The 14,357-nt window shown below is 66.9% G+C and carries 13 protein-coding genes and 1 tRNA gene; 5 read left to right on the top strand and 9 right to left on the bottom strand.

From position 1 onward, the window contains the following. Window positions 1-20: 20 nt before the first annotated feature. Both PWF70_RS15725 and PWF70_RS15720 read left to right on the top strand, forming a co-directional pair. On the top strand, window positions 21-839 hold the full coding sequence (locus tag PWF70_RS15725; protein ID WP_006356779.1) for a serine hydrolase domain-containing protein: 819 nt from the start codon (window positions 21-23) through the stop codon (window positions 837-839). Window positions 840-966: 127 nt separating this feature from the next. Further along, entirely contained in the window at window positions 967-1,485 is a 519-nt protein-coding gene (locus tag PWF70_RS15720) for a DUF3145 domain-containing protein (RefSeq protein ID WP_006356780.1), read from the top strand. A 333-nt stretch (window positions 1,486-1,818) separates the two neighbouring features. On the opposite strand, the gene PWF70_RS15715 is transcribed toward PWF70_RS15720, so the two are convergent. The 6 genes from PWF70_RS15715 to aceE form a co-directional block, all read right to left on the bottom strand. Continuing rightward, entirely contained in the window at window positions 1,819-3,270 is a 1,452-nt protein-coding gene (locus PWF70_RS15715; protein ID WP_006356781.1) for an acyl-CoA carboxylase subunit beta, read from the bottom strand. A gap of 70 nt (window positions 3,271-3,340) precedes the next feature. Next, the gene (locus PWF70_RS15710) at window positions 3,341-4,609 is read right to left on the bottom strand and encodes a KasA/KasB family beta-ketoacyl-ACP synthase (RefSeq protein ID WP_006356782.1); all 1,269 of its coding nucleotides are present in this window, start codon (window positions 4,607-4,609) and stop codon (window positions 3,341-3,343) included. After that, window positions 4,609-4,911, bottom strand: a complete 303-nt coding sequence (gene acpM / locus PWF70_RS15705) for a meromycolate extension acyl carrier protein AcpM (protein ID WP_005200177.1) — start codon at window positions 4,909-4,911, stop codon at window positions 4,609-4,611. Before acpM ends, PWF70_RS15710 begins: the two co-directional genes overlap by 1 nt. A gap of 124 nt (window positions 4,912-5,035) precedes the next feature. Beyond that, window positions 5,036-5,944: an ACP S-malonyltransferase gene (locus PWF70_RS15700; protein ID WP_006356783.1), complete on the bottom strand. Its 909-nt coding sequence runs from the start codon at window positions 5,942-5,944 to the stop codon at window positions 5,036-5,038. Window positions 5,945-6,139: 195 nt separating this feature from the next. Beyond that, window positions 6,140-7,414 carry a PucR family transcriptional regulator gene (locus PWF70_RS15695; protein WP_006356784.1) on the bottom strand — a complete coding sequence of 425 codons (1,275 nt, stop codon included), beginning with the start codon at window positions 7,412-7,414 and terminating at the stop codon, window positions 6,140-6,142. A gap of 74 nt (window positions 7,415-7,488) precedes the next feature. Continuing rightward, the gene (gene aceE, locus PWF70_RS15690) at window positions 7,489-10,383 is read right to left on the bottom strand and encodes a pyruvate dehydrogenase (acetyl-transferring), homodimeric type (protein WP_139319590.1); all 2,895 of its coding nucleotides are present in this window, start codon (window positions 10,381-10,383) and stop codon (window positions 7,489-7,491) included. A 141-nt stretch (window positions 10,384-10,524) separates the two neighbouring features. On the opposite strand from aceE, the gene PWF70_RS15685 reads away from it, so the two are divergent. The 3 genes from PWF70_RS15685 to PWF70_RS15675 all read left to right on the top strand — a co-directional run bounded on the left by PWF70_RS15685 (window position 10,525) and on the right by PWF70_RS15675 (window position 12,227). After that, entirely contained in the window at window positions 10,525-11,145 is a 621-nt protein-coding gene (locus tag PWF70_RS15685) for an Rv2240c family protein (protein ID WP_035752744.1), read from the top strand. 174 nt (window positions 11,146-11,319) lie between these two features. Then, the gene (locus PWF70_RS15680; protein WP_005200172.1) at window positions 11,320-11,748 is read left to right on the top strand and encodes a DUF3052 domain-containing protein; all 429 of its coding nucleotides are present in this window, start codon (window positions 11,320-11,322) and stop codon (window positions 11,746-11,748) included. Continuing rightward, window positions 11,745-12,227 carry a peroxiredoxin gene (locus tag PWF70_RS15675; RefSeq protein ID WP_035752743.1) on the top strand — a complete coding sequence of 161 codons (483 nt, stop codon included), beginning with the start codon at window positions 11,745-11,747 and terminating at the stop codon, window positions 12,225-12,227. Before PWF70_RS15680 ends, PWF70_RS15675 begins: the two co-directional genes overlap by 4 nt. A 46-nt stretch (window positions 12,228-12,273) precedes the next feature. On the opposite strand, the gene PWF70_RS15670 is transcribed toward PWF70_RS15675, so the two are convergent. From PWF70_RS15670 to PWF70_RS15660, 3 genes are all read right to left on the bottom strand, one after another. Further along, window positions 12,274-12,348: transfer RNA gene (locus PWF70_RS15670), tRNA-Val, on the bottom strand. 150 nt (window positions 12,349-12,498) lie between these two features. Then, window positions 12,499-13,206, bottom strand: coding sequence for a CPBP family intramembrane glutamic endopeptidase (locus tag PWF70_RS15665; RefSeq protein WP_035752741.1), 708 nt, complete (start codon window positions 13,204-13,206; stop codon window positions 12,499-12,501). Between the two features lie 39 nt (window positions 13,207-13,245). After that, a complete protein-coding gene (locus tag PWF70_RS15660; protein WP_035752739.1) occupies window positions 13,246-14,322 on the bottom strand; it encodes an NAD(P)H-binding protein in 1,077 nt (358 codons plus the stop codon). Window positions 14,323-14,357 lie beyond the last annotated feature (35 nt).

Raw genomic sequence — 14,357 nt, 5'->3', positions numbered from 1 at the left:
CACGGGTAACGTGACCCGATGTGTCGGTCCTTGAATCTCTGACGGAATGGCCTGTCGACAATGTGTCGGCGGCGATCATCACCCGCGACGGGGTCGCCGAGGAATTCGGCGACCCCGTTCGCGTCTACGAACTCGCCTCGGTCACCAAACTCCTGGTCGCCGAGGCGATTCTGGTGGCCGTCGAAGAGGGAGCGGTCGAACTCGACGATCCGGCCGGTCCTCCCGGGGCGACCATCCGGCACCTCCTGGCACACGCGTCGGGACTCGCCTTCGACTCACGGGACCTCGAGGCCGGGGTGGGGGAGAAGCGCATCTATTCGAGCGCAGGCTTCGAGATCCTGGCCGAGACGGTGGAGCAGGCCGCGGGCATCGGCTTCGCGGAGTACCTGGCCGACGCCGTCTGCGCACCGCTTGGCATGAAGTCCACCGAACTGTACGGGCCCGCCGGGCACGGGGCGCGGTCCACCACCACCGATCTCGCGCATTTCGCGCAGGAACTCCTCGCGCCTCGACTGCTGGCACCGGAGACCCTCGCCGACGCGACATCGGTCCAGTTCCCAGGACTCGACGGCTTTGTTCCCGGCTACGGCAGGCACCGCCCGAACGACTGGGGCCTCGGGTTCGAGATCCGATCGGCGAAGTCCCCGCACTGGACCGGGACGGGCAACTCGCCCCGGACCTTCGGGCACTTCGGTCAGGCCGGCACCTACCTCTGGGTCGACCCCGAGTTGCAGGCGGCATGCGTCGTCCTCACCGACCGGGCCTTCGGGCCGTGGGCGAAACCGTTGTGGAGCGAGTTCAACGACCGGGTCGTCAGTGAACTTTCGTCACAGAAATGAACCTTTCTCGCACGAGAAACTAGCGCAACACGCGCATCATGGGGCACAATGAATCCCACGAGTGTGATATCCGAAGTCGCGAGGTGTGTTGGGGAAGACGTTCCTCGTCGACAACGGAGGTGAAAAGGTGCGCAATCTGAACCAGTTTGCGGACATGACAACAGGAGTGGTCTACATCCACTCGGCGCCGGTGGCGCTGTGCCCACACGTGGAGTGGGCTCTGTCGTCGACCCTGAACGCGCGCGCGAACCTTAAATGGTCGGCCCAGGACGCCGAACCGGGTATGCAGCGTGCAACAGTCGACTGGGCAGGGCCGGTCGGGACAGCGGCACGTCTGGTGACCGCTCTGCGCGAATGGTCGGCGCTGCGGTTCGAGGTCACCGAGAACCCGAGCGAGGGTGTCGACGGCGAGCGCTACAGCTACGTGCCGGGTCTGGGGCTCTGGCGCGGATCGACCAGTGCCAACGGCGATGTCATCATCGGCGAGAACCAGCTGCGCTCGATGATCGAATCGCAGCCCGACAGTGCCGGTCTCGCCGGCGAACTCGAAGCCGCTCTCGGTTCGGCCTGGGACGACGCGCTCGAGCAGTACCGCATGGGCGGTGCCGGGGCCGAGGTCACCTGGTTGCAGCAGCGGGTCGGCTGACCCTTCGAGACGCGCCCTCCGCAAGCTCCGGGCGCTCCTCAGGGAGCGAGGGAGACGCTCCGCAAGCTCCGGGCGCTCCTCAGGGAGCGAGGGAGACGCTCCGCAAGCTCCGGGCGCTCCTCAGGGAGCGAGGCGGCGTCCTCGGTTGTGAGGAACGACACGCCCGGCAGGCACGAGACGAGGTTTCGTCGGCGCAAGAAGTGGGAAACTTCCTGACGCTGCGGAGAATACAGACTTCCCAGGGAGCGCGGTGATTCGTCCCGCGAGCTCAGGGACACACGAGAAACGCCACCGGTGAGAACCGGTGGCGTTCTTCGTGTGTCCGTCCGCTGATCAGAGCGGGATGTTCTTGTGACGTCCGCGTCGAGCGGGGGCGGCCGCGAGTGCCTCGGCGATGATGCTGCGTGTGCGGGCCGGGTCGATGATCTCGTCGACGACGCCGATCGACTGTGCGCGTCCCACACCGCCGGCGATGGCCTCGTGTTCGGCGGCCAGTCGGTCGTGGAGGGCTTCACGCTCGTCGTCGGGTGCGGCGGCGAGGGCCTTCTTGTGCAGGATGCCGACGGCGGCCTTGGCTCCCATGACGGCGACTTCGGAACCGGGCCAGGCGAATACGGCCGTGGCACCGAGCGCCCGCGAGTTCATGGCGATGTAGGCGCCGCCGTAGATCTTTCGCGTCACGAGGGTGACGCGGGGGACCGAGCACTCGGCGAAGGCGTGGAGGAGTTTGGCGCCGCGTCGGACGACGCCGTTCCATTCCTGTCCGACGCCCGGCAGGTAGCCGGGGACGTCGGTGAGGACGATGAGCGGGATGCCGAAGGCATCGCAGAGGCGGACGAACCGGGAGGCCTTCTCGGCGCTCTCCGAATTCAGGCAGCCGCCCATGCGCAGCGGGTTGTTGGCGATCACGCCAACGCTGCGGCCGGACAACCGGCCGAACCCGATCACGATGTTCGGCGCCCACTTCGCCTGCAGCTCTTCGAAACTGGAGATCTCGGTCTCGCCGTCGGCGGCGAGTGCCGTGTCCAGCAGCTTCTCGACGACCGGGTGGACGTCGTAAGCGCGGCGGGCGGATTCGGGCAGCAGGGCCTTCAGGTCGGTGTCACCGGCCGCGGCCAGTTCACGGTTGAAGTGGCCCTGCTGACTGAATGTCGAGACGAGACGTCGCGCGCGCCACAGGGCGTCGGACTCGGAGTCGGCCACGATGTGGCAGACGCCGGACTTCTTGCCGTGAGTGGTGGGGCCGCCGAGCGACTCCATGTCGACGTCCTCGCCGGTGACGCTGCGGACCACATCCGGCCCGGTGACGAAGACGCGACCGGCCGGGGCCATGATCACGATGTCGGTGAGGGCGGGTCCGTAGGCCGCGCCGCCGGCCGCGAAGCCGACGACCACGGAGATCTGCGGGATGTATCCGGAGGCCCGGACCATCGCCTCGAAGACCTGACCCACGGCGTGCAACGCCTCGACACCCTCGGCGAGGCGGGCGCCACCCGAGTGCCAGATGCCGATGACCGGCGCCTGCTCGGAGATGGCGGTGTCGATGGCGTTGACGATGTGAGCACACCCGACGACACCCATGGCACCACCCATGACGGTGCCATCGGTGCAGTAGGAGACCGTGCGAACGCCGTTGACCAGGCCGACCGCGGCCTGGACCCCGGACTTGTCGCGAGGATGCAGCAACGACATGGTGCCTTCGTCGAAGAAGTTCGTCAGCCGCAACAGCGGGTCGCGGGGATCGGCGGCTTCTTCGCGGCCGGCCATGGGAGCCAAGGTCGTCATCGCAGTCTCCTCCAAGGGTGTCGGGCGTGGTTCGTCTCAGGCACTACCGAGATCGGCGGGGAGCCGACGTTCAGTAGCGACCGAAGGCGAGCGCCACGTTGTGCCCACCGAAACCGAACGAGTTGTTGATCGCGTAGTCGATCTGTCCGTAACGGGGTTCACCGTGGACGACGTCGATGTCGCATTCCGGGTCCTGGTTCTCGAGGTTGAGGGTCGGCGGGATGACGCCTTCCTCGACACTCTTGATGGTCAGGACCGACTCGAGCGCACCCACCGCACCGATCGAGTGTCCCAGAGCGGACTTCGGCGCGTAGATCGCAGCATGCTGACCGATGGCAGCGGTGATACCGGCGGCCTCGGCGGTGTCGCCGATCGGGGTCGACGTCGCATGCGCGTTGATGTGGGTGATGTCGGACTTCTGGAGACCGGCGGTCTGCAGTGCCCGCGTCATCGCGCGGGCGTTGCCCTGACCACTGGGGTCCGGGGCAACCAGGTGGAAGCCGTCGGAGGTGATGCCGGAACCGAGCAGGCGTGCGTGGATGCGCGCACCGCGGGCCCGAGCGTGCTCCTCGCGTTCGAGGATGAGCATCGCGGCACCTTCGCCGAAGACGAAGCCGTCGCGGTCCTTGTCGAACGGACGAGAGGCGGCAGCGGGGTCCTCGTTGCGGGTGCTCATCGCACGCATCATCGAGAACGCGGCGATCGGCACCGCGTCGATCTGTCCCTCGACGCCACCGGTGACGACCATGTCGGCGTCACCCATGACGATGTGGCGCCATGCGTGTGCGATCGCCTCGGCACCCGACGAGCACGCCGAGACCGGGGTGATCACGCCCGCGCGGGCGCCGATGTTCAGGCCGACGACGGCGGCCGGGCCGTTGGGCATGGCCATCGAGACGGCCAGCGGGGACACCTTGCGGTAGTTGCCGGTGCCTTCCATGGCCTTGACGGCGTCGATCATCGCGTCGCCGCCACCCTGGCCGGTGCCGATGACCACGGCGAGACGGTCGGGATCGACCTCGGGCTCGCCGGCCTGCGTCCAGAGACGCTTGCTCAGCACGTGGGCGATGCGCTCGACGTAGGCCATCCGACGAGATTCGACTCGCGTGACCTCTTCGGACGGATCCTTCAGCAGCCGACCGCCGATGCGCACCGGCAGGTTGTACTTGGTGATGAAGTCGTCGGTCAGCTCGCGGATGCCCGACTCACCCGCCAGCAGGTTTTTCCACGTCGAGTCGAGATCCTCGCCGAGCGAGGTGGTCGCCACCATGGAGGTGACGACCACGCTCGGGAAGTTCCCACCCAGCGTCGAGTAGTCGCGGAGGGAGGGGGAGCTCATCAGTTCTGGTCTGCCTCGACCTGGGCTTTGATGGCAGCCGCAGCCTCGGGGTTCTCGCTCTCGAGCTTCTGGATGTACGAGACGGCGTCGCCGACGGTGCGCAGACCGGCGAGGTCCTCATCGGGGATCTTCACGCCGTACTTGTCCTCGGTCTGCACCGCGATCTCGACCATGGACAGCGAGTCGATGTCCAGATCGTCGACGAACGACTTCTCCATCGTCACCTCGGACGGCTCGATGCCGGTGACTTCCTCGATGATCTCGGCGATGCCGGCAATGAGTTGTTCCTGGGTGGCAGCCACTGTATGGTTCCCTTTCGTGTTCGGGTTGATGATTCCGGAGCGTCTGACGGACGTGTAGTCCGCGCGCTTGGACAGATCGGCGCCGGGCGCCGATCTTCCGGGGGTCGCGGACTAACCGCGACCGCTATCCAAGTTCTGCGATCTTCGCGATGTCGCGGGGCTCCTTGAGAGCCAGCGATGGGGTGCCTTTCAGCTCACGCTTGGCGATCCCCACGAGCGTGCCCGCCGGTGGCAGTTCCACGACGGCGGTGGCCGAGTTGTCCCGCAGGTACGCCGAGCAGAGATCCCAGCGGACCGGCCTGGTGACCTGGCCTACCAGTTTTGTCAGTGCGTCGACGCCATTCGTTACAGGCTGACCGTCCGAGTTGGACAGCAGCGTGCGATTCGGGTCGGCCGGGGTGATCTTCGCCGCCGCGGCGGCGACCGCGTCCTGCGCCGGGGCCATGAAGTGGGTGTGGAACGCGCCGGCGACCGCGAGCTTGCGGATGCGGGCTTTCTCCGGCGGCGAGGCGATGAGCTCGTCGATCTTCTCGACGGCGCCGGCCGCGACGATCTGACCGACCGCGTTGCGGTTGGCCGGGACGAGCTCGAGCTCCTCGAGGCGGGCGAGTACCGCGGCCTCGTCGCCACCGAGAACGGCGGCCATGGTGGTGGGCACCAGGGCACAGGCCTTGGCCATCTCGGCGCCGCGGATCGCGGCGAGGGTGACGGCCTCGTCGGCGGAGATGACGCCGGTGATGGCAGCGGCGGCGAGCTCACCGACCGAGTGGCCGGCGACGGCCGCGTCCGCGGGCAGTTCACCGTTCTTGCGGACCTCGTCGAAGGCGAGGAGGGCGGCGACGACGACCAGCGGCTGGGTCACCGCGGTGTCGGTGATCTCCTCCGCGGTGGCGGTGGTACCGAGTCTTTCCAAGTCCAGTTGAGTGAGCTTGGACCACGTGGCGATCTGATCACGGGTGCCGGGCAGGTCGAGCCACGGCGTGAGCATGCCGGGTGTCTGGGAACCCTGGCCGGGAGCAAGCAACGAAAGCACGTGACCAGAGAACACCCTTTGCCCGCCCCATGTGGGTGTGGAGAAGCATGAACCTTGATGCCGGGTTTTGTGGGGTTCCCACAAACTTGACCTCAGTGTCACCTGCTTCGTCATCAGGCTGAGATTCGTTACCGAAACGTGCTCTTAAGGCTCCTATCAGCATAAATTGTGAATCGGACATGTTGCCAGTGTGACTCATGGTGCAGGAGGGTCCGATTTGTGCCTTAAGTGTGTCAGACGACCGACAGTCGTCGCGATCCGTAGTACATACGCATCTCGTGGGTTTGTCGGATCGCGGCGTGTGATTTCCGCAATTTTTTTCAGTCTGTACCGGACCGTATTTGGATGTATGTACAGAACGCGCGCGCAGGATTCGACCGATCCGCCAGAGTCGAGGTAGGCCTCGAGCGTCGTGGTCAGTGTGGTGCCTCCCGTGGAGAGCGGACTGACCACCGATTCGACCAGGGCGGCGACCGCCGATTCGTCACCGTTGAGAGCTCGCTCGGGGAGCAGTTCGAGACTGTGGACCGGGCGGGGTGCACTCGGCCAGCCCACCACCGCTTCGATCGCCGCCATCGCCTCGGCGGCGCTGGCATGGGCGCTCCCCAGGTTCGGCATGGTCGGTCCGATGACCACCGGGCCGTCGGCGAAGTGGGAGAGAAGAGCCGAGACGAACTTCTCCGTGGGGCGTGCGGGACCGCTGACGATGGCGACGAGCACCGAACCCTGGACCACCGACAGTGCCGACCGGTCGAAGTGTCTTGCAGTGTTGTGGATGGCCAGCGGCACCGACACGTTCTGTTCGGGTGGCGGGGTCCCGACGATGACCGTCGCCGGGGCGTCGGAGTCCCAGTTCAGGGCTGCCGCGCGGGAGAGGAGCTGGGGGCCGGTGTCGCCGCGGACCACGGCGTCGACGACCAGGGCCTCGAGCCGGGAGTCCCACGCGCCGCGCGATTCCGCGGCTGATGCGTAGATCGCGGCGGCGGCGAAGCCGATCTCGCGCCCGTATCTCAGGACCGACTCGGTGAGTGCGCGGAGCTGGGCGTCGTTGCGAGCAAGCAGCGGCAGCCACTTCTCGAAGAACTCCATGGCCACGCGGACCATCTCGACGGTCTGTAGCAGCGTGATACGTCTGGCAAGGTCCTGCGGCACCACCTGGAACGCCTGGACCGTGAACTTGACGTTGCCCTCGGGGTCCTGGATCCACTCGACGAAGTTCACGACCGCCGTCTGCACGACGAGCTGGACACTCGCGCGCTGCGCGGCGTCGAGGTCGCCGAAGTACGGCAGTTGGTCCTGCATGGAGTGGACCGCCTCGGTGGCGAGGCGTCCGCTGTACTGCTTGACCCGCCGAAGAAGCGTGTCCGGCAGCGCGTCGTGCACGGTGGCAGGGGCCGGTACATGGGCACCCCGCTCACCGAACACGTCAGCCGGCGGTGTTGTGGGCTGATTCACTCGCGCGTCGGACACGTTCTCAATCTAGTCCCCGGAAACCGCCGCGCCGGGATCGCTGGTCTGTCCGGGTGCGGCGGTCCGGTGCCGAACTAGGCCACGCCGGGATCGCTGGTCTGCTCCGGAGCGGCCGCGACGTCGTCGATCTGGTACTTGTCCGCGGCCTGCTTGGCCACCGACATGGCGATGTGACCGTCGCGGGCGAGGGCGACCAGTACCGCGACCACGATCGACTCGGCGTCGACGTTGAAGAAGCGTCGTGCCGCCGGCCGGGTGTCGGAGAAACCGAATCCGTCGGTGCCCAGCGTCAGGTACGTGCCGGGCAGGTAGGCGCGGATCTGCTCCTGGACGCCGCGCATGTAGTCGCTGACGCCGACGAACGGGCCGGCCGCGTCGGCCATCAGCTCGGTCAGGTAGGCGGGTGCGGGCTCGCTGCCCGGATCGCGCAGCGCCTGCCGGTCGGCGCGGATACCGTCTCGGGCCAGTTCGCTCCACGACGTCACCGAGTACACGTCGGCGCCGACGTTCCACTCCTCGGCGAGCAGCTCGGAGGCACGCAGCGCGTCGGGCATGGTGATCCCGGAAACCAGGATGTTGGCCGGGTACTCCTTGTTCTCCGGGGCCTTCTGGAACAGGTAGCCGCCCTTGACGATGCCCTCGTGGTCGACGTGCTCGGGCTTCGCCGGCTGGCTGATCGGCTCGTTGTAGACGGTGATGTAGTAGAAGACGTTCTCCGGGTCCTCGCCGTACATGCGCTTGAGACCGTCGTCGACGATGTGGCCGAGTTCGTAGGCGAACGCCGGGTCGTAGGCGACGACGGCCGGGTTGGTCGCGGCGAGCAGCGGCGAGTGGCCGTCGGCATGCTGCAGACCTTCACCGGTGAGCGTCGTACGGCCGGCGGTCGCGCCGATGACGAAGCCGCGCGCCATCTGGTCGGCGGCCGCCCAGAAGCTGTCGCCGGTGCGCTGGAAGCCGAACATCGAATAGAAGATGTACAGCGGGATCATCGGCTCGTCGTGCGTCGCATACGACGTGCCGACGGCGGCGAAGCTGGCCGCCGAACCGGCCTCGTTGATGCCCTCGTGCAGGATCTGGCCCTCGGAGCTCTCCTTGTAGGCGAGCATCAGCTCGGCGTCGACCGAGGTGTAGAGCTGTCCGTTGCGGTTGTAGATCTTCAGGGTCGGGAACCACGAGTCCATACCGAAGGTGCGGGCCTCGTCGGGGATGATCGGCACGATGCGCTTGCCGATCTCCTTGTCGCGCAACAGATCCTTGAAAACGCGGACCAGTGCCATGGTGGTCGCGACCTGCTGCTTGCCCGAGCCCTTCTCGGTGGTCTTGAGCGCCGACGACGTGTCGGCCTCGAGGACCTTGGCCTTGGTGCGGCGGCTCGGCAGGAAGCCGCCGAGGGTCTTGCGGCGATCCAGCATGTACTGGAGTTCCGGCGAATCCTTGCCGGGGTGGTAGTACGGCGGCAGGTACGGATCCTTTTCGAGCTGCTCGTCGCTGATCGGGATGCGCGTGCTGTCGCGGAAGGCCTTGAGGTCGTCGAGCGTCAGCTTCTTCATCTGGTGGGTCGCGTTGCGTCCCTCGAAGTGCTTGCCGAGCGTGTAGCCCTTGATCGTGTGCGCCAGGATCACCGTCGGCTGGCCCTTGTGGGTCATGGCGGCGGCGTAGGCGGCGTGGATCTTGCGGTAATCGTGGCCGCCGCGCTTGAGGTTCCAGATCTCCGCGTCGGAGAGATCCTTGACGAGCTCCTTGGTCCGGGGGTCGCGATTGAAGAAGTGCTCGCGGACGAAGGCGCCGTCGTTGGCCTTGTAGGTCTGGAAATCGCCGTCGGGCGTGGTGTTCATCAGGTTGACCAGGGCACCGTCGCGGTCGGCGTGCAGCAGCGCATCCCACTCGCGGCCCCAGATGACCTTGATGACGTTCCAGCCGGCGCCGCGGAAGAACGACTCCAGCTCCTGGATGATCTTGCCGTTGCCGCGCACCGGGCCGTCGAGCCGCTGCAGGTTGCAGTTGACGACGAAGGTGAGGTTGTCGAGACCCTCGGTGGCCGCGAAACTCGCGAACCCGCGCGACTCCGGCTCGTCCATCTCACCGTCGCCGAGGAACGCCCAGACGTGCTGGTCGGAGGTGTCCTTGATGCCGCGGTCGTGCAGGTAGTGGTTGAAGCGCGCCTGGTAGATCGCGTTCATCGGGCCGAGGCCCATGGAGACGGTCGGGAACTCCCAGAAGTCGGGCATCAGCCGCGGGTGCGGATACGACGGCAGGCCGCCGCCCTCACCGGCGTGGCTGTGTTCCTGCCGGAAGCCGTCCATGCGGGCCTCGCCGATGCGGCCCTCGAGGTAGGCGCGGGCGTAGATGCCGGGCGAGGCGTGGCCCTGGATGAAGATGTGGTCGCCGCCGCCGGAGTGGTTCTTGCCGCGGAAGAAGTGGTTGAAGCCGACCTCGTAGAGCGACGCCGACGACGCGTATGTCGAGATGTGGCCGCCCACACCGACTCCCGGGCGCTGGGCGCGATGCACCATGATCGCGGCGTTCCAGCGGATCATCTGACGGAAACGGCGTTCGACCTCCTCGTCACCGGGGAACCAGGGTTCCGCCTCGGTGGGGATGGTGTTCACGTAGTCGGTGGAGGTGAGTGCGGGGATCGACACCCGCTTCTCGCCGGCACGTTCGAGGAGCCGCAGCATCAGGTAGCGCGCCCGCCCGGGGCCGGCGGCGTCGAGCAGTGCGTCGAACGAATCGAGCCACTCGGTGGTCTCGTCGGGGTCGATGTCGGGCAGATAGGACGCGACTCCCTCGCGGATGACGCGGACTCGTTGTCCGCTTCGTCCGGCAGCACGTCCGTTGGAGCCCGGGCCGGCGTGCTCGCTCGGAATCGTGTCCTGCGTCGCCTGGTCCATCTGGTCGGTCACGGTGATGCCTACTCCCTCTGACAGGCCGGACTCGGGGTGGTGGTCCGGCTGCATGGCGTATGACACCGCAGCTCTTTGTTGTGCGGTGTCACCCCTCATCGTGCCCCATGTGAGTTGGCTTGGCACTGGGTGGATCTGTGTAGGCTGTCGCGATCGCGGGGGTGCTGTAGCGTCCTTGCAGCGTTACTGATGAGTAGGGGGAAAGCGATGCTGGGCACAGGGGAGGCCAGGCCCGGCCGCAGCGGACATCGGGGTGTCCGGGCGAGCATGACGGTCGGCATGGCATTAGGGGGAATCATGTTGTCGGCGTGTACGTCCACGGTCGGAGGTACGGGTGTTGCGGCACCCGGTGAGGTGGCGATCTACCGGTCGGAGGTGTCGGCGTCGGCGGCCGCGCAGGTGCGGACCGAGGGCGTCGAGCTCTGCCGGGAGTCGATGTCGTCGATGGTCGTGATGGTGCGCGGCTACAACACCTTCATCAAGCGGCTCAACACGACGCACTCGTATCCGGAGGTCGGGGACCTCGCCGACAAGGCGCGGGCGAGCCTGATCGCCGGTGCCGATCAGATCCGGCCGAAGATCACCGACACGTCGCCGCCGGAGATCGCGACCCCGGCGCGAACGTTCCTCGACACGACGGCGCGTCTCGAGAACGCGATCCGCAAGGAGCAGCGCACCGAACTCAACCCGGTGTCGGGACAATGGACACGCGACAAGGCGCGCCTCCTCGAGGTGTGCGGCCAGTACACGCCGGTGCCGGCGGCCTCGTCGGCGACGCCCCGTTCATCGGTCACCACCACTCCGGCGCCGACGAGCCCCGGTCGCTGAGCGGGCACGGGTGGTGTGGCCGGCGAAAAAGAAACGCCCGAAATCGAGTGACGTCGGTCGGCTTGCAATGTGAGGCTCTAGGCTGTTGCCTATGCTGACAAGCGAGTTGGCGTACACAGATGTCCATACCGGCGACGGAAAGAACGTCCCATCACCCTCAGGAGGTCACGCGCGGTGGTAGCCGCCACAGACGGTACGGGCAGCAACGCCCAAAAACTGGGCTTGAAGGCCGGCTTGGTCGTGCAGGAAGTCGGCTGGGACGAGGACACGGACGACGAGCTCCGAGCCGACATCGAGGACGCGATCGATGCCGAGATGGTCGATGAGGACGCCGACGACGTCGTCGACGTCGTCGTCCTCTGGTGGCGCGAAGGCGACGGAGACCTCGTCGACGCGCTGATGGACGCCATCGGACCGCTTGCCGAAGACGGATACGTGTGGGTGTTCTCGCCCAAGACCGGTAAACCGGGATACGTGGATCCGAGCGAGATCGCCGAGGCGGCCCCCACCGCGGGCCTGACCCAGACATCGGCGATCAGCCTGGGGGATTGGTCGGCAGCCCGACTCGTTCAGCCCAAGGCCCGCTCGGGCAAGAAAGCATGAGCGATGCTCTGCCCACCGAGCCGCTGAGCGTCGGTGACCAGGCACCTGATTTCGAACTCCGGGATCAGAACAACCAGCTCGTGTCCCTGAGCACGTTGCGCGCCGAGCGCAACGTGCTCGTGGTCTTCTTCCCGCTCGCGTTCACCGGCACCTGCCAGGGCGAACTGGGTTACATCCGCGACCAGCAGCCGCGCTTCGAGAACGACGACGTGACCACCGTGACGATCTCGGTGGGTCCGTCCCCGACGCACAAGGTCTGGTCGGCGGCGCAGGGCTTCCTGTTCCCGCTGCTGTCGGATTTCTGGCCGCACGGTGACGTGGCGAAGGCCTACGGCGTGTTCAACTCCGACCGTGGCTACGCGAACCGCGGCACGTTCCTCGTCAACCGCGAGGGTGTCATCGTCTACGCCGACATGGTCGGGCCGGGCGAGGTGCGGGAGAACAACGTGTGGGACAAAGCCCTGGGCGCTGTTGGCTGATCCATAGCTCCAAGCCGCGCTGGGCGCGGGTTGGAGCTATGAATCGTGGTGCGCGCAAAGGGATTCGAACCCCTGACCGCTGGTGTGTAAGACCAGAGCTCTACCGCTGAGCTATACGCGCGCGGAGTGCCGAGAGTGTCACTCGCGAGAATGAATCTAGCCGGTCGGGACCGATCGCCCAAACCGCGGGGCCGCGACCGGCGAACCTCACTTCGACCTGCAGACTTCGATCGACGTCTGCAGGTCGAGATGAGGTTCGCCGGTCGGCGGCTCAGGCGAAGATCGGCGGAAGGGCAAGTACCATGATCGCGCCCCAGATGACGTGGGTGATCGCGGGCGCGAGGACCCCGGCGGTGCTGCGCCGCAGGATCGCGCAGACGGTACCCAGGACGGCGCCGGCGAAGCCGAGCATCACGTTGCCGCTGGCCATGGTGACGAGCACGTAGATGACCGTCGACACCAGGACCGGGTTGTGGGGGCGCGCCGCCGAGTAGACCGAGCCGCGGAAGAACAGCTCTTCCGCGAGGCCGTTGACCACGGTGATCAAGGTGACGATGGCGAGGCTGCCGTAGTCGGCGAAGGCGAGCACCTTGTTCGCCAGGTCGCTGACCCCGGGGATCATCCGGACGAGCAGGCCGCCGACGACGAAGGCCGCACCGACCGCGAGGCCGACGACGACGCCCAACCCCACCGCCCCGAGACGATCCGGCGGACGGGACGCCGTCGGGCTGTAGGCGCCGAGCCGCAGCGGGCCGGAGACGAATGCGCCGAGGATCCACACGACGGCCAAGCCGACCGTCAGCGGATAGAACGCGGTGTCGCCCGGCTCCACGCGCAACGAGATGCCGAGCATGACCGCCCCGATGACGAGGAAGACACCGACCAGCCAGCGGCGTCGGACGTAGTGGAAACCCGGATCGGGATCACGATCCAGAGCTATCGAGTTGTAGAGGTCGCGAGCCAGTGCAGTCACCAGCAGTCGTCACCACCTTGGTCGGTCGTCAACGGACACACGTCGTCAGGTACGGGCCGGCAGAAGAGCTCCGGCGATCCTCGCCGACACCCTCAGCGTGCCACCGATCGTCCCACCCACGCGGCGTTTGACGCGCAGCCAATCGCCGCCGGCCCACGCGGGGTCGGTGTCGGCGAGGTGGTGCAGGTCGTGCAGATCGCAGACGGAACGTGGATACGGGGACTCGACGGACGCGCGCACGGCGTCGCGCATCGGCGTCAGACCGCCCTCGGGTGGCGGCACCAGCTCGCGGATGCTGTGCTCCGACGCCGTCATCGAATGGTTCAGCGACGTCACGAGTTCCTCGGTGAGCGACGCCGGGACCGGCACGAACATGCCGCCGAGGCGGCCGGCGAGACGGGTGCTCACCCCGAAGACCGGAAGACGCAACCGCGGGAAGCGGACCGCGGAGATGTACTCGTGGAGAATCGAGATGTAGCGCGCGTGGTCGGGCCCGGAGACGTCGTATTCGCCTGGCGGAAGCGATGATTCGCATGCGGCAACGAGGTAGTGGATGGCGTCGCGGATGGAGATCGGGTCCATCTCGTTGGTGATCCAGCCGGGTTCGGGGATGACCGGCAGACGGTCGGCCATGTAGCGGATGATCTCGAACGACGTCGAGCCGGCACCGATGATCACCGCCGCGCGGAGCCAGACGAGTTCCGGACCGTCCTCGACGACGAGCCCCTCGGCGACGTCGGCGCGGCTCTGCAGATGCGACGAGAGCTTGTCGTCGCCGGGCACGAAGCCGCCGAGGTAGATGATCCGGCCGACGCCGGCATCGCGCGCGGCCTCGGCGACGTTGCGTGCCGCATCGCGATCGCCGTTGGCGAAGTCCGCCTGCCCGATCGCGTGGACCAGGTAGTAGATCGCGTCGACCTGCCCGGCGGCGGACATGGCCTTCTTGACCGAGATCGGGTCGTCGGCGTCCATGGCCACCTTGATGACGTCCGACGACCAGCCGAACCGGTCCAGTTTGCGGGTGTCTCTGGACGTGACCACGACCTCGTGACCCTGCCGCAGCAATGCGCATACGAGCCGGGAACCCACGTACCCGGTCGCCCCCGTGATGAGTAGCCTCATGCCTTCGACCGTAGAGAAGAATCCGCGATCCGGTC

The organism is Gordonia sp. Swx-4 (assembly GCF_030316175.1).
GTDB classification, from domain to species: domain Bacteria; phylum Actinomycetota; class Actinomycetes; order Mycobacteriales; family Mycobacteriaceae; genus Gordonia; species Gordonia alkanivorans.
Note: the sequence above shows the minus strand (reverse complement) of the source record. Positions and strands in the feature narration are given on the sequence as shown.